Annotated in this window: 15 protein-coding genes; 6 read left to right on the top strand and 9 right to left on the bottom strand. The window is 71.6% G+C overall.

The window, feature by feature from the left end:
- Positions 1–165: 165 nt before the first annotated feature.
- Genes ACV7JO_RS11500 through ACV7JO_RS11490 form a run of 3 tightly spaced genes read right to left on the bottom strand, consistent with a single transcriptional unit; the run spans position 166 to position 5,387 of the window.
- The gene (locus ACV7JO_RS11500) at positions 166–1,731 is read right to left on the bottom strand and encodes a hypothetical protein (protein WP_470353556.1); all 1,566 of its coding nucleotides are present in this window, start codon (positions 1,729–1,731) and stop codon (positions 166–168) included.
- A 4-nt stretch (positions 1,732–1,735) separates the two neighbouring features.
- Positions 1,736–3,490: a cell division protein FtsZ gene (locus ACV7JO_RS11495; RefSeq protein ID WP_470353555.1), complete on the bottom strand. Its 1,755-nt coding sequence runs from the start codon at positions 3,488–3,490 to the stop codon at positions 1,736–1,738.
- Positions 3,491–3,527: 37 nt separating this feature from the next.
- A complete protein-coding gene (locus ACV7JO_RS11490) occupies positions 3,528–5,387 on the bottom strand; it encodes a hypothetical protein (protein ID WP_470353554.1) in 1,860 nt (619 codons plus the stop codon).
- Positions 5,388–5,597: 210 nt separating this feature from the next.
- Here ACV7JO_RS11490 and ACV7JO_RS11485 point away from each other — a divergent pair, with 210 nt between their 5' ends.
- Positions 5,598–6,746 carry a pyridoxal phosphate-dependent aminotransferase gene (locus tag ACV7JO_RS11485; protein ID WP_470353553.1) on the top strand — a complete coding sequence of 383 codons (1,149 nt, stop codon included), beginning with the start codon at positions 5,598–5,600 and terminating at the stop codon, positions 6,744–6,746.
- 139 nt (positions 6,747–6,885) lie between these two features.
- Complete coding sequence (locus ACV7JO_RS11480) at positions 6,886–7,323, top strand: TRAM domain-containing protein (protein WP_470353552.1); 438 nt, start codon at positions 6,886–6,888, stop codon at positions 7,321–7,323.
- A gap of 18 nt (positions 7,324–7,341) precedes the next feature.
- Here the strand turns inward: ACV7JO_RS11480 and ACV7JO_RS11475 are convergent, their stop codons facing one another.
- From ACV7JO_RS11475 to ACV7JO_RS11455, 5 genes are all read right to left on the bottom strand, one after another.
- Positions 7,342–7,485 (bottom strand): hypothetical protein, encoded by a 144-nt coding sequence (locus ACV7JO_RS11475; RefSeq protein ID WP_470353551.1) that lies wholly within the window; start codon positions 7,483–7,485, stop codon positions 7,342–7,344.
- Positions 7,486–7,553: 68 nt separating this feature from the next.
- Complete coding sequence (locus tag ACV7JO_RS11470) at positions 7,554–7,721, bottom strand: hypothetical protein (RefSeq protein WP_470353550.1); 168 nt, start codon at positions 7,719–7,721, stop codon at positions 7,554–7,556.
- 16 nt (positions 7,722–7,737) lie between these two features.
- Positions 7,738–8,577: an aldo/keto reductase gene (locus ACV7JO_RS11465; protein ID WP_470353549.1), complete on the bottom strand. Its 840-nt coding sequence runs from the start codon at positions 8,575–8,577 to the stop codon at positions 7,738–7,740.
- A 53-nt stretch (positions 8,578–8,630) separates the two neighbouring features.
- A complete protein-coding gene (locus ACV7JO_RS11460) occupies positions 8,631–9,911 on the bottom strand; it encodes a hypothetical protein (RefSeq protein ID WP_470353548.1) in 1,281 nt (426 codons plus the stop codon).
- 94 nt (positions 9,912–10,005) lie between these two features.
- Complete coding sequence (locus ACV7JO_RS11455) at positions 10,006–10,290, bottom strand: DUF7577 domain-containing protein (protein WP_470353547.1); 285 nt, start codon at positions 10,288–10,290, stop codon at positions 10,006–10,008.
- Positions 10,291–10,433: 143 nt separating this feature from the next.
- Here ACV7JO_RS11455 and ACV7JO_RS11450 point away from each other — a divergent pair, with 143 nt between their 5' ends.
- From ACV7JO_RS11450 to ACV7JO_RS11440, 3 genes are read left to right on the top strand one after another with little or no spacing between them, the layout of a single operon-like run.
- A complete protein-coding gene (locus ACV7JO_RS11450) occupies positions 10,434–10,859 on the top strand; it encodes a DUF6735 family protein (RefSeq protein ID WP_470353546.1) in 426 nt (141 codons plus the stop codon).
- 9 nt (positions 10,860–10,868) lie between these two features.
- Positions 10,869–11,606: an endonuclease NucS gene (gene nucS, locus ACV7JO_RS11445; protein WP_470353545.1), complete on the top strand. Its 738-nt coding sequence runs from the start codon at positions 10,869–10,871 to the stop codon at positions 11,604–11,606.
- 60 nt (positions 11,607–11,666) lie between these two features.
- Positions 11,667–11,876, top strand: coding sequence for a hypothetical protein (locus ACV7JO_RS11440; protein ID WP_470353544.1), 210 nt, complete (start codon positions 11,667–11,669; stop codon positions 11,874–11,876).
- Position 11,877: 1 nt separating this feature from the next.
- On the opposite strand, the gene mutS is transcribed toward ACV7JO_RS11440, so the two are convergent.
- Positions 11,878–14,667 (bottom strand): DNA mismatch repair protein MutS, encoded by a 2,790-nt coding sequence (gene mutS, locus ACV7JO_RS11435; RefSeq protein ID WP_470353543.1) that lies wholly within the window; start codon positions 14,665–14,667, stop codon positions 11,878–11,880.
- An 81-nt stretch (positions 14,668–14,748) separates the two neighbouring features.
- On the opposite strand from mutS, the gene ACV7JO_RS11430 reads away from it, so the two are divergent.
- A complete protein-coding gene (locus tag ACV7JO_RS11430) occupies positions 14,749–15,081 on the top strand; it encodes a thioredoxin family protein (RefSeq protein WP_470353542.1) in 333 nt (110 codons plus the stop codon).
- Positions 15,082–15,102 lie beyond the last annotated feature (21 nt).

Raw genomic sequence — 15,102 nt, 5'->3', positions numbered from 1 at the left:
TCAAGTATCCAGTATCATAAATGTGTCTCTAACTACAATCGACAACAAAGAAATCTGTCACTTTTTCTGACTGCCGGGGCTCGGAAACCCCACGGAGGAATCCGCGGTACGGTCGGGCTACCGCGGCCGACCGGGGCAACACGTACGCAGTCAGTCACGTCCCGCTCAGCCGCGGAGTTGTTCGAGCAGGACGCTGTAGGCGTGGCGCTCGTACAGTTCGGCGACCCAATCGAGCGTCCGGTCGGCGGCCTGTAAGTGGCCGACCGCCCGGCCCTCGTCGCCAGCCGCCCGGGCATCGCTGGCGGCCTCCTGAAGCGTACTCACGAGTTCGAGGAAGTGTATCGGGATGCTGTGGTCGTGTTGCGGGTAGTCCGAGGGGTACTGCGTCCGCATCGTCGACCGGCGCTGTTCCACCTCGTCGGACAGCGCCTGCAGGTCCGGCCGCTCGCCGCCGTCGTCGCCGCCCTCGCGCAGCTTCGCCAGCAAGCGGTGGTCGTAGAACCGAAGCTCCTGCCGGGCCGCGTAGACGGTCACGCGGTCCGACTCCCCGGCCCGTCGCACCGTTGACGCGAGTTCGGCCGCCCGCTCTCCCAGTACCGCCCCGGCGGGAGCGGAGACCGCGCGGAAGTCATCGGCGAGTCGGTCGGCCAGCGACGCGACCTCGTCGGCGTCCAGCCCTTCGAGCCGGTGGCCCGTCGTCTCGGCGCGGTCGACGGCCGCGACGACCGCGCGCAGCGTCTCCTCGCTGTCCGTCCGCGAGACGGCGTCGCTGGTCAGCAGGTCGATGAACTCGCGGCCAAGCGCGCTCTCGGGCGCGAGGTCGAGCCGTCCGGCGACGCCTCCGAGGCCGCTCTCCCGGTCGGTGAAGGCGACGCTGCCGTCGTCGAGCCGGTCGGCCAGCGACGCCAGCCACGCCGCCGCCCCGGCGTCGCTCTCGAAGCGCGCGCTCGTCTGCTCGTTGGCGGCCTCGCACACCCGCTCGGCGCTCTCCGCGAGCCGTTCGCGGCCGGACGCCCGCCGCTCGCGCTCCTCGACGGCGGTCGAGAGCGTCTCGGCGACGGTCCCCAAGGCGTCGCCGAGGTCCCCGCTCGCGGCGTCGCTGCGCCGTTCCAGCGTCCGGGCCAGTTCCCGGGGCTCGACGTGGGGGTCGACCCCCTCCAGTGCGGCCGCGACCGCCTCGTGGTCGTTCAGCGCGCGCACGACGCCGTCGAGCGTGTCGGTCAGCTTCCGTTCGGGCACCTCGTCGGCGGCTTCGAGGTACTCCAAGAGCCGCTCGCCGTCGGCCGTCTCGGGCTCCCGCCGGGCGCGGACCGACGACGCCGCGCCGGCAAGCGACGCCGGCACGACCTCCTCTGGCTCGGCCGTCGGCTCCGGTTCCGAGCCGGGGGCCCCGCCCGCCGCGGTCGGCGCGTCCGTCTCGACGAGGTCCCCGCGCTCGGCTGCCCGCCGCACCTCGTCGGCCCGCTGGACCGGTCCGTCCTCGGGGCGGACGCCGCCGCTCGCTTCGAGGTCGGCGGCGTTGACGACTGCGTCGACGGCCCCCATCAGCGTCTCGACGGCCTCGGTCACCGCCCGCGGCTGTGGTGGCTGGCCGAGCCGCTCGGCGGGCTCTGCGAGGTCGGTCCCGCCGTCTCCGTCCCCGCCCGACAAGCGGCCGGCGGCGAACCCCCCGGTGCTCCCGACCAGCAGCGCCCCCACTGCGACTCCCGCCGCGACGACTAGCTCGACCATCGTGTCACCCCATGTTCTCCCGGCCGAGGCAGTCAAACAGCGGCTCGACGGTGTCCCATATCTCCCGGAGCTCCGTCGCCTCCTGACTGTCGCTGTGCTCGACCAGTTCGCGGGCGTGGTCGTACATCCGCTCTAGGGTCGGCAGGTGGGGGTTCCACAGCAGCCCCCACAGGTACACGTCGTCGACGTGTGGCACGACCAGTTGGTTGACGTAGACGTCGATGGAGCCCGGTCCCTCGAAGCTCTCGCGGTCGAGGAAGTCCTCGCCGCTGAGGATGTCGCTCAGCTCGTTGTTGCTCAAAAGCGGTGCGAGTTCCGCCATCTTCTCCTCCGGGCCGTACACCATGAACGTCCCGCCCCACGAGGTCTTCGGGTCGAAATCGACCAGCTGACCCTGCAGGAGCGTCGAGCGCGCGAGCGTGTCGAGGCGCGACCGGTCGAACGTCGAGGCGCTGGTCTTCCCGATGACCGGGGCCATCACCACCGCGGGCTTGTACGCCCGGTCCTCGCTCAGGCCGTACTTGCGCTGGACCGGCCGGAAGCTGTCGGGCACGTCGAACACCTCGCCGTTGATGCGGGCGGTCCCCGCGGTGTCGGCCGACTGGGGCGTCGAGGACATCGTGAACGCCTCCAGAAAGGTCACCAACAATCGGTTGATGTCGGTGTACATCGGCGGGTTGTACCGTTCGAGCGTCTCCGCGTCGATGTCGACCGCGAGGTCCGCCGGCGGGTCGTCGAGCTTGCTGTTGTCGAACGGGATGATGCCGTCGACGGCCTTCGAGAGGTAGGCCATCCCGACGACGCCCCGCACCATCTCGCTGGAGCCGAACTCGTTGTCCGAGGGCAGCACCACGGAGCTGAGAATTGGCTTCGAGAAGGCGATGGTGTCCTCGCCGCCGGTCCCCTCCGTGATGAGGTCCCGGAGGTTCTCGGCCAACACCGGCGTCGCGCCGCAGCCGGTCCCCTTGGTGACGCTGTTTACCAGCATCACCGCCTGCGAGGCCTCGATGTCGTTGAGGTTGAGGTCGAGCCGGTCCCGGATGGCGTTTTTCTCCCCCTCGAAGTCCTTCTGCATCAACTGGCGGCCCACCTTCCAGTTGCGGCCCGCGCCGGAGTAGTTGTGGTGGCGGTACCCTATCATCCCGTTCGTGACCAGCGCCTCCCGGGAGAAGCCGCGGTCCTCGCGGGCGTAGTAGGTCTCACCCAGTTCGGTGATGTTGGTGTTGATGCTCCCGTAGTTGGCGAGGCCCCCCTCCCAGACCTCGGCGAGGCTGCTGTTCTCGTTTCGCAGCGTGTCCCGGCGCATCAACACGGCGTCGATGATGTGGTTGCCCGCGCCGCCGACGCCGACCATCAGCCACTTGTTACCGGTCGCACCGCTCAGCGGGCTTCCGACGGGGTCGTCACCGCCCGCGGTCGGGTCGGGGTCCGGACCCCCGACACCCGAATCCGGGCCACCGGCCCCCGTCGCGGTGGTGCCGGCCCCGTTCCCAACCGCGGTGCCGGTGGCACCGGCTCCGCCGCCGTCCGGGTCGCCCGGTTGCTCCGTCCCTTCCGGCGGCTCGGCCTCGTCGCCGTCGTCGGGTTCGGCAGTCCGGAACCGGGGTTTGAGTTCGCCGTCCCCGTCGAAGACGTCGTCGTAGCGGTCGGGGTACACCTTCCGGACGGATTTCGGCGTCCCCGCGTGGTTGGCGGCGATGTGTTCCTCGATAGTCGGCTCCTCGGTGTCCTCTAGGCATATCTTGCATTTGTCGCTCATTGGTCGTGGCTCTCGCGGTAGTCGTGTGAGTGTTCGGTCATCGGCTGTTCGCGTACTGGTCCTGTAGGTCGCCCATCACCCGCTGGGGGCTGACGCCGTCGGCGACTTCCACGGAGAGGAAGCCCGGCGGCGGGTCGTCGGGGACCGTCACGCCGACGACGTCGCCCTGTCGCTCGGCGAACGACCGTATCTCGGTCAGGACCGCTTCGTCGACGAACTTCTCGGGTAGCTGTTCGGTCTGTAGCTCGACGGTGTCGTCCGTGCTGGTGGCTGCCGCCGTCGACTGGAGTTCCCGGAGGACGTACAACACGTCGTCCGGGTCCGCCCCGTTCGTCGCCGTGCCCGTCTCCCCGCGCCGGGTCACCGGCTCGCGTTCCTCCGCCCCGTCGGTCCCGTCGCCGGCTATCTCCAGTCGCCCCTCCTCGACGGCGTAGTCGACGCCGTAGCTCCGTTCGAAGGGGACCCGGAGCTGTGCGGCGAGGTCCGCCCCGACGCTGTCCGGGACCGGTATCGACCCCGAGCCGTAGTCGACGGTGGCGACGACGCTCTCGCCGAAGAACTCCGCGACGGCCTGCACCGCACGGGCCTCCTCGCGGGCGTCCTCGGCGGCGCGCTCGGCGGCGTCGAACCGCCCCTCGTGCAGCGCCGCCTTCGCGTCGGTCTCGTGGGCCGACACCGACGGCCGATTCGGGACCGCCGGCGCGTCCTCGGGCGTTCGCCCCTCCAGCAGGTACTCTTCGAGGCGCTCGCGCGCCTCACCGTCGAGGTTTGCGAGGTGGTCCTCGGCCAGCGTCAGCGCCTCCTCGGCCTCGTCGAGCGCCGTCGCCACCCGCTCCTCGCGGTCGGACAGCGTCGCCTCCAGCTCAGAGAGGTGGCGCTGGACCCGCTCTATCGCGCCCGCGACCGGCCCGAGTCCCTGCGTCTCGACGGCCTCGACCAGCCGGTCGTCGAGTTCGTTCCGGTCGCCGCCGACCTGTACCGCCGGCCCCTCCAGCGTCGGCAGCGACACCTCGTTGTACGACCGGAGGTTCCGCACCTCGTAGGCCCGGCCGTACCGCGAGACGTAGTGCAGGTCGCCGAACTCGTCGCGGAGTCGGTCCACGACGGCCCGTTCGAGGTCCTCCCGGAGCCGGTCGGCCCGCGCCTCGGGGTCGAGGTCCGCGGCGTCGGCGCGGACCTGCGCGGCCACGTCGTTTCGCTCCCGGCTCGCCATCGACCCGTCGGTCAGGTCGTCGGCCCGGTCGACCACGTCCCGACACTCCTCGCGGAACGCCGCCGCGTCGCGCTCGAAGGCGTCGACGGCCGCGGGCGCGAACGACCGCAGCGTCTCCCGGGTCTCCTCGTCGGCGACGCGCTCGACCCGTTCGTCGAACGTCTCCAGCGCCGTCCGCGCCTCGCTGCGGGCCGTCGACAGCTGTTCGCTCGTCTCCTCGTCGAGCGTCACGTCCCACTCGAACACCAGCGAGGCGGCCCAACTCGCCGCCGCGGCGACGACCGGGACCAGCAGGAACCCCGCAACCTGCGCCGTCGGCACGCCCGCCGACACCACCGGGAGGTAGACGAGTTCGAACAGCACCAGAAACAGCGTGACGAAGCCGGTCGCACCCAGCGTGAACACGCGGTGTCTGAGCGCGAACAGCCCAGCGCCCTGTGCCAGCCACGCGACCGTCACCAGCACGAACAGCGCCAGCACGACCGTCGAACTCGCCCGGAACACCGTCCCCGCGGCGTCGAAGACGGCGACCGACTGGAACAGCTGTTTCAGCCCGCCGATGACGGGTATCCCGCTCGCGGAGGTCCCCAGCAGCGCGACCGCCGCTTGGACGAACGACGCGAGTATCGGCAGGCCGGCGACGAGCCAGCACGCGCCCGACAACCGTCGTCGGTTCTGTAACATCTAGAACCAGAGTTGTTAATCGGGGGATAAAATACTTCGTGCCGTCGTCGGCTTTCGAGCCCCCCGCTTCCCCCGTCGCGGTCCCTCCCGGGACCACCATGGTACGCTCTCCCTACCGGCGCTTGACACACCCCGACCGGCGAACGGACCGCCCCCGACGACTGCGAGCGACCGGAGTCTATTCAACCCGGCGCGCATTATCCTGCCGGCATGGTCTCCGAGCGCGCCGCCGCGGTGACGCCGTTTCTCGCCATGGACGTCCTCGCACGGGCCAACGAGATGGACGATGTGGTCCATCTGGAGGTCGGCGAGCCCGACATCGACCCGCCCGACGGCGTCGTCGAGGCGGCCGTCGAGTCGTTGCGGGCCGGCAACACCGACTACACGGCCGCGACGGGCAAGCCACAGCTCCGACGGGCCATCGCCGACCGCTACGAGCGCGAGTACGGCGTCGACGTCTCGCCCGACCGCGTCGTCGTCACGCCCGGCTCCTCGCCCGGACTCTTACTCGCGCTCGCGGCCGCCGTCGACCCCGGCGACGGGGTGGCGCTGACAGACCCCCACTACGCCTGCTACCCGAACTTCGTCCGCGCCGTCGGCGGTCGGACGGAGACGGTTCCGCTGCGGGCCGCCGACGGCTTTCGCCCCCGCCTCGCCGAGTTCGAGGCCGCGCTCGGTCCCGACACCCGCGCGCTGTTGCTCAACTCGCCGGCCAACCCCACCGGTGCGGTGATGGACGGCGAGACGCTGTCCGGGCTGGCCGACGCGGCCGCGCGGACCGACACGACGCTCGTCGTCGACGAGATATATCACGGCCTCGCCTACGACGCGCCGGCGCGCTCGATGCTCGAATACACCGACGAGGCGTTCGTCCTCGACGGCTTCTCGAAGCGCTACGGGATGACCGGCTGGCGGCTGGGCTGGATGGTCGTCCCCTCGGCCTACGTCGACGCCGTCACGCGACTGGCACAGAACCTCCTCATCTGCGCGCCGAACTTCGCACAGGACGCCGGCGTCGCGGCGCTCTCGGCCCCGCCGGACCGACTCGACGCCGTCAGGGAGACCTACCGCGAGCGCCGCGACCTCCTCCTCGACGCGGTCGCCGACTGGGGGCTCGACCTCGGCTACACGCCACAAGGAGCCTACTACCTGCTCGCCGACGTGCGCGACCTCCCGGGGGACGCGCTGGCCGTCGCCGACTACCTCCTCGAGGAGGCCGGTGTCGCCGTCACGCCCGGCGTCGACTTCGGCGACCGCGCGGCCGACTACGTCCGCCTCTCGTACGCGACCGACGCCGACTCGATTCGGACGGCGGTGCGACGAATCGAGCGCGCGCTGGAACGGGTCGACGCGATATGACCCGGCAACCCGGTCCCGCGGCCCCCACGCTCCGGACCGACATCGAACGCCCGTCGCCCTCGTTCGGTTTCCCGACGCCCGCCCCGGTCCGGTCCGGCGTGTCGCAAGCGTTTTGCGGTGTGCTGGTGTAGGAGGAGGTATGCCGGAGTGCCCGTTAGCGGAGGAATGCCCGAGTTTCACGGAGCGAATCGAGGGGATGGGGTGTACGCACTACGGGGACCGCGGGGGCGCGGAGTGGTGTAATCACTACAACCAGCCGATTTCGGAACTCAAGAGCCAACCCGTCCAACCCGGCCAAGAGGTCGTCGTCGAGGTCGACGACATCCACGAGAGCGGGGCCGGCGTCGGCCGCACCGACGACGGCTTCATCGTCATGGTCGACGGCGTCCTCCCGCCCGCTCGCGCCCGCGTCGAAATCACGAAAGTCCGCTCGAACCACGCCCGCGCCGACGAACTCGAACGTCTCGAACGCGACGACAACGACGACGCCGACGAAACCGACGACGAACCCACCGCTGACGACGAAGACGACGACAGCCAGCGACTCGGCAGCCGCGACAACTTCTGGGGCAGCTAAACGAAAACAACAGGCCGACTATCGGCGGTCGGATTCGGGGTTGTTCGTGCGCCGGTAGGAGCCCACCATTCTCCACAGCGTGTCGTTGATGTCGTCCCCGGCTCCGTTGGCTTCGTCCTCGAGCTGGCGGTACAGGTTCTCCGAGACTTCGATGCGAGGCATCAGGTGTGCGTAATCGCCGGGAGTAAATAAAATCCGTCTGACACGGAATCGAGTAAACCCTTCTCGGCTCACCCGTCGGCGAGCCACTTCGCGCCGAAGGCGACGAACCACGCCATCCAGACGCAAAACGCCGCGAGCCACGCCCCGTACCGGACTGTGGGGTCCGGGACGAGGACGGCCGCACCCGTCACGAGCGCCGCGACGCTCACCGCGGCGGCGGCGTCGTACCGGTCCACTCGCGGCGCGCCCATCTCACTGCGAGATGCCGTACGTGTCGCCCGTCCAGTCCCGCGCCGGGTAGTCGTACACCGGTTGGTGGTGCTCGATGTCGTCGATGCGCTCGCGGTCCTCGGCCGCGAGGTTCCAGTCGAACAGGTCGGCGTTGGCCCGGACGTGTTCGGGGCTGGAGGACTTCGGCAGGACGACGACGCCGTTCTCGACGGCCCACTTGAGGACGACCTGTGCGGGCGAGCGGTCGTACTCCTCGGCGACGGCCTGTACCGTGGGGTCCTCGAACACCTCGGTCCGGGCCAGCGGCGCGGCGGCCTCGACGACGGTGTCGGTCTCCCGGCAGTACTCGACCACGTCGTCCTGCGTGTTCCACGGGTGGTACTCGATCTGGTTGACCGCGACGGGCACGTCCGAGACGTGGTGGGCCGCCGACAGCTGGTAGGCGCTGAAGTTCGAGACGCCGACGTTCCGGACCAGCCCGCGGTCGTGTAGCGTCGCCATCGCGTCCATTGTCTCCCGCAGCGAGACGGCGGGGTTGGGCCAGTGAATCAGGTACAGGTCGAGGTAGTCGGTCCCCAGCCGCTCCAGCGACGCCTCGCAGGACTCGATGACCGACTCGTAGTCGAGGTGTTTGGCGAGTACCTTCGAGGTGAGGAAGACGTCCTCGCGGTCGTGTTCGGCCAGCGCATCACCGATGGCCGCCTCGTTGAAGTACCCCTCGGCGGTGTCGACGTGTCGATAGCCCGCCTCGATGGCGGCGTGGACCGACTCCCCGACGGTATCCTCGTCGAGTTCCCACGTCCCCAGTCCGACGGTCGGTAGCTCGTCACCGCTCGGCAGCGTTCGGGTCGGATGTGTCACGGTACGGGACTCGGACGCCGCGGAGAAAACGGTTTGCCTCGTTGTCGCCCGGTTCACTCGGGCGCGCCGAGCCGGGCCAGCCGGTCGCGGACGGTTTCGAGGCGCTCGGTCGGCGGCGACCGCCGGTCGGGGACGAACTCGGTCGCCACTGACCCGGCCCGCTCGAAGTGGTCCCGGGCCGCGGCCAGTTCTCGGCGCGCGGCGTCCCTGTCGCCGGTGACGATGTGGCGCTCGCTCGCCGCCAGCCGCGTCCGACCGGCCGCGACGCGGGCGTCGACCAGCGCCGCGGCCGCGTCGGCGGCACCGTCCCGGAGCCCCTCGCGGTCGCCGGCGAACGCGCGGTCGCCGCCCCAGTCGAGTTCGATGGCCGCGTGGTACCGCTCCAGCGCCGTCTCCCACCGCCCCACCGCGACGGCGTCGTCGTCGGCCTCCCGGGCCGCGTCGACGGCGGCCTCCGCGGCCGCGACCGGCGCGCGCTCGAGTTTGGCCCGCTCGGCGTCGACGCCGTCGACGCGCTCCCGGAGCGCCCCGTCGCTGGGCTCGGCCGCGGCGACGGCCAACGCCCGTTCGTAGGCCTCGCTCGCCCGCTCGTAGCCGTCGTACGCGCTGACGTAGTCGCCCTCCTCCCACGCCGCGCGGGCGGCCGCCCGCACTTCATCACCCCGCCGTGCGTGGGCGCGCCGTCGGAGCGCGGTCAGCCGGTCGGCCAGCCGCTCGGTCCGGCTCCCGACCGTCGCCACGGCACCGTCGCCGAGGCGGGCCAGCCGGTCCCGCGCCGTCTCCAGTGCCCTCGCCGCGTCCGCGACGGTCGCCAGCGCCGCTTCGGGGTCGTCGTGCAGCGCCGCCGCGGCGTCGTCGACGGCGGCCGCGGCCTCGTCGAGTAGCCTGTCGGCCCGCGCCCACCCCTGACTGGCGTCGTCGAGCCAGTCGACGACCGGCGCGAGGTCGCCCCGGCAGCCAAAGCGCCAGCGCGTCCCGCCGGTGACGGCCAGTTCCAGCGTCGACGCGAGGAGCCCGTCGCTCGTCTCGACGCCGAGTACGTCCGTGTGGGGGACCGAGACGGCGCAGTCGCCGTCGCTGTGGCCGACGACGAACAGGGCGCGAACGTCGGTCACGACCAGAAACGCCCGGTGGCTCCCGTCCGGTTTGGCGACCGGTTCGCCGTCCCGTTCGACGCCGCGGCGCTTGTTCCACGCGACGTAGCTGGCCGTCTCGCTGTCGGCGAGGTACTGGTCGAGTGGCGCGTCGGCGAGGCGGTCGCCGCCGAGGACGCCGCCCGAAGCCCTGCGCTCTAAGACCGCCCGTTCTCCGCCGACGTCGATGACTCGTTCCATCCGTCCACTCCGCGGTCGCTCGACGGTTCTCCCCCGGCCGACCTAAACGCTTCGACGCCGGTATCGGAACTGTCGCGCCGGTTCTGGCGGCCGCTCAGTAGGTGTCGGTTCCGGCGACCGACTGGTGTCGCGGTGCCCCGCCGGTGAGGTCGGCGACACACTCCCGGCAGAACTGGTAGTCCGGCTCGTTGGCCGCCCCGCACTGCGGGCAGACGAGGGCGCTCCCGTCCCCGCCCGCGTCGCCGCCGAGGCTCGGGTCCGCGTCGGTCCGCTGGCCGGCCGTCGCGGTGCCCCGACTGCGGTACGCGTACAGCATTGTCAGGACGTGCAGCCCGACGAGCAGGGCGATGACCCCGTAGAGCCACTCGCTTCCCGGCATATCTCTAGCTACGTCGACACGCTACTTGAGGGTTGTGCCGTGTTGACACGTCTTTCGGGACCCCACTCGACGACCCCACGTTCAAGTAGGGAAACGGGCCCACGCTGGCCCATGCGCGACCCGGAAACGGCGGGGGGCGACTGATGGGGCGGCGGACGCTCGTCGTCACCGTCCGGGCCGACGGCCGGTTCGACTGCCGCCTCGCACACTGGGGCGTCGGCGACGGTGACGCGGGGCGACCGCTCGCGCTCGGGACCGACGCGGCCGGCGTCCGCGCCGCCGTCGACGCGACGCTGGACCGCGTGCTCGTCCGCGGCGAACGGGCGGCGAGCTACCGCGTCTGCTGGCTCGACCCGACGCTGACCGACGCCGCCGACGTCGTCCTCGCACGGCCCGACGACTCCGCCGCGTTCCGCGACTGGTGGGTCGAGCGCAAGAGCGCTGCCAGCCGCGCCGTCGCCGACGGGGCCGACCCCGCGGCCGTCCGGGACGGCCTGCTGGTCGCGCTCGCCGAGCGCGTCCCGGTCGTCCCGCCCGACGACGCGCCCTTTTTACGCGACGGCCGCTAACCGGCGGCCGTGACCGCCGAGCGCGCCGTCGAGACGCTGACCTTCCCCGCGCCCGACACCGCCCGGGACCTCGTCCAGCGCGGCGTCGACCGGGGGGCGATGGTGACGCTGTTTGGCTCGTGTACGGTGGAGTACGAGGGCCGCGCGGCCAGTTCGCTCGGCCCGGGCGACCGCCACGTCACGCTCAAGCCCGACGGCGCGGCGCTGGTCCACACCGACGAGGGCCAACAGCCGGTCAACTGGCAGCCCCCCGGGTGTGACCACGCCGTCGCCGTCGCCGACGACCGCCTCGTCGTCCGGTCGACGCGCTCGAACCCCGACGAGACGCTGGAGGTCGTCTTCGAGTCCGTCGCTCACGCCGCGGCCTTCGACGGCACCGACCCCGAGGACCTCGCCGTCTCCGGGACGGAGGCGGACCTGAAAGAGCGGGTCCTCGACCGGCCCGACCTGATAGAGGAGGGGTTCACGCCGCTGGCGACCGAGCGCGAGACGCCCGCCGGTGCCGTCGACGTCTACGGCGAGGACGCCGCCGGGCGGACGGTCGTCCTCGAACTGAAACGCCGGCGGGTCGGTCCCGACGCCGTCGGCCAACTCGACCGCTACGTCTCGGCGCTGGAGCGGGACCTCCACGCCGACACCGCGGTCCGGGGTATCCTCGTCTCCCCCTCCGTCACCGACCGTGCCCGGAGCCTGCTCGCCGAGAAGGGGTTGGAGTTCGTGCCGCTCGAGCCGCCCGCCGGCGAGTGAGCGGCCGGCACCGCCGGCTCGGGCCGGGGACTTTTCACCGCTGCGGCCGACTGCCCGGCCGTGGCCTCCGTTCCCGGCATCGACTCCCTCACGACGTGGGTCGACACCTTGTCCCGTCGCCAGTACGCCCTCCTGAACGGCCTCGTCTGGCTCGTCGTGACCATCGCCGTGCAGTCGGCGCTCGGTCGCGCGCTCCGCTTTGCCGTCCCCGTCGGCGTCGTCGGCGCTGTCGTGTTCGCCGGCTTCAACTACGCCGTCGACACCCGGTAGCTCAGTCGAGGTCGTCCTGTAGCGCCGACAGCGCGTTCATCGCTTCGATGGGCGTCATCGTCGCCACGTCGAGGGCCGCCAGTCGCTCGCGGACCGACTGCGGGAGGTCGGCCGTCTCGCCGTCGCCGCCCGCCGCGTCCGCAACGTCCGCCGCATCCCCCGCGTCCGCCATATCCGCCGCGTCCGCCGCGCCGTTCGCCCCGACCGCACCGCGGCCGTTCGCCGCCGGGTCCGCCGGCACCGAGTCCGAACCGGCGTCGCTGTCGCCCCGCCCGTCGAGCAGTTCCCGCGCGCGCTCGACGACGCCCTCGGGGACGCCGGCCATGTCGGCCACCTCGACGCCGTAGGAGGCCGCCGCCGCGCCGGGCGCGAGTTCGTGGTCGAACCGGACCCGCCCGTCCTCGCGGCTGGTCTCGAAGTGGCGGTTGGTCACGCCCGGCAGGGCCGCGGCGGCGTCGGTCAGGTCGTGGTGGTGGGTCGCAAACAGCGTGTAGGCCCCCACCTCGTCGTGGAGTCGCTCGGTGACCGCCCGCGCGATGGCGAGGCCGTCGGCCGTCGAGGTCCCCCGGCCGACCTCGTCCAGCAGGACCAGCGAGTCGGCCGTGGCGTCGTCGAGGATGGTCGCCAGTTCGGTCATCTCTATCATGAACGTCGAGCGCCCGCCGGCGATGTCGTCGCTGGCCCCGACGCGGGTGAACACCCGGTCCAGCACCGGGAGGTCGGCCGACTCGGCGGGGACGAAGCTCCCGGCCTGCGCGAGCAGGCATATCAGCGCGACCTGTCGCATGTACGTCGACTTCCCGCTCATGTTCGGCCCGGTGAGGACGGCGAAGAAGGGAGCGGTCTCGCTCGCCTCGCCGGCCGTTCCGTCGGTTGTCGCCTCGTCGGCCGTCGGCCCGCTCCCGAGGTGCGTGTCGTTCGGGACGAACGCTTCCTCGGTCCGCTCGACGACGGGGTGACGGCCGGCCGTGATGTCGATGCCCTCGCCGCCCACCTCGGGCCGGGAGTAGCCGTGCTGGGCGGCCACCTCGGCGAACGAGACCAGCGCGTCGAGCCGGGCGAGGCGGTCCGCGAGCGCCTGCACGCGCTCGGCCTCCGCGGCGACGGCGTCGCGGACCTCGCAGAACAGGTCGTACTCGAGGTCGTCGGCGGCCGCCTCCGCCCGCAGAATCTCCTCCTCGCGCTCTTTCAGTTCCGGGGTGACGAACCGCTCGCTGTTTTTCAGGGTCTGACGGCGCTGGTAGTCCTCGGGGACGGCGTCGAGGTTGGCGTCGGTCACCTCGATGTAGTAGCCGTGGACGGCCGTGTGGCCGACCTTCAGTGAGTCGATGCCGGTCCGCTCGCGCTCCCCCCGTTGGAGGCTGTCTATCCACTCCTTGCCCGACTGCTCGGTGTCCCGGAGCCGGTCCAGTTCAGCGTCGTAGCCAGCCGCGATGACGCCGCCCTCGGTCACCTCCTGTGGCGGGTCCGGGCGGACGGCGTCGGTTATCCCCTCGCGGACCGCCGACAGCGGGTCGACCGTGGCGTGGAGGTCCGCCAGCAGGCGCGCGTCGGCGTCGGCAAGCGCCGCTCGAACCTCGGGGACGACGGCCAGCGTCGCCGCCAGCGAGCGCAGGTCCCGGGCGTTGGCCCGGCCCCGCGAGACCCGCGAGACGAGCCGTTCGAGGTCGTACACCTCAGTCAGCAGGTCGTGGAGCCGCTCGCGGGTCGCCGGGTCGCGCTTCAGTTCGGCGACGGCCTCGTGGCGCGCGTCGATACGGTCCGCGTCGAGCAGCGGCCGGCGGAGCCAGTCGGTCAGCTCCCGCCGGCCCAGCGCGCAGGCCGTCTCGTCGAGCGTGTCCACGAGCGTCAGATTCCCGTGGCCCCGCACCGCGCGGCGCTCGAACAGTTCGAGGCTCTCGACGGCCACTGCGTCCAGCAGCATGTACTCCCGGGGGTCGTACCGCGTGAGGTGGTTGAGGTAGTCGAGGGTCCGCTCGGGGTCCACGTCGGGGTCGACCGGCTCCCCGTCCGGGCCGACCGCGCCGGCGCTCCCGCGGGTGTACTCGGCGTAGGAGAGCAAGGCCCCGCAGGCCCGCACCTCGGCGTCGCCCGCCAGCAGCCTGTCGGGCGGGCCGAAGTACCGCTCGACGGCGTCTCGGGCGCGCTCGCCGTCGAAGGCGGCTGCGTCGTACTCGGAGACGAGACACGCCGGGCCGAACACCGCGTCTGTGTCCACGTCGGCGTCGGGACCGACGATGGCCTCCGCCGGCCCGAACCGGCTCACCTCGTCGGCGACGCCCGTCTCGGTGCCGACACTCGTCGCGTAGCAGTCCCCGGTCGACACGTCCAGCAGCGCGAGGCCGTACGACTCCCCGCCGGCCAGCGCGGCGACGTAGTTGTTGTCCGCGCCGCCCAGCAGTTCGGCCTCGGTGAGCGTCCCCGGCGTGACGACGCGGGTCACCGCCCGCTTCACGACGCCGCTGACCTCGTCAGGGTCCTCGACTTGGTCGGCGACGGCCACCCGGTAGCCCGCGTCCAGCAGCGTCTCGATGTACGACTCGGCGTTGTCGATGGGGATGCCCGCCATCGGGTACTCGCCGGTCGAGTCCTCCCGCTGGGTCAGCGTTATCTCACAGAGGCGGGCGACCCGCTCGGCGGCCTCGCAGAACGCCTCGTAGAAGTCCCCCACCTGAAACAACACCAGCGCGTCGTCGTAGCGGCGACACAGCTCGAAGTACTGCGCCATCATCGGCGTCAGCTCCTCTTCCCGCCCGGCCATCTGCTCGGGCGGGCCAAGCGCAGCGTCCATGCCGGAGGGGAGTGGCTCGGCCGGCATAGTCGCTGTGTTCGCCGCCGCGGCCGTTTTCCGTCCCGCCCCCGTAGTCACGGCATGACTCCCGACGCGGACGCCCGTCCGGTCACCGTCGCCACGCGGGCCGAACTCGACGACGTACTCGCCACCCACGACCGCGTGCTGGTGATGGTCCGGACGACCGGCTGTACCATCTGTCAGTCGATGGAGCCCGTCTTGGACAACGTCGCCCGGGCGACCGACGCCGCCGTCGCGGTGTTCAATCCCAGCGATGACCTCGACGCCGTCGCCGAGTTCGACGTACGCAGCGTCCCGACGCTGCTCCTGTTTGCCGACGGCGAGGTCGTCGCCCGACGCGCCGACGGCTTCGTCCCGACCGCCGAACTGGTGGCGTTCGTCGAGGGCGACTGACGGTACGCTTTTGGTTGCACC

The organism is Haloarcula sp. MBLA0138, assembly GCF_055632455.1.
The sequence above is the reverse complement of the archived record's forward strand: the minus strand, read 5'-3'. Positions and strand labels throughout refer to the sequence as shown.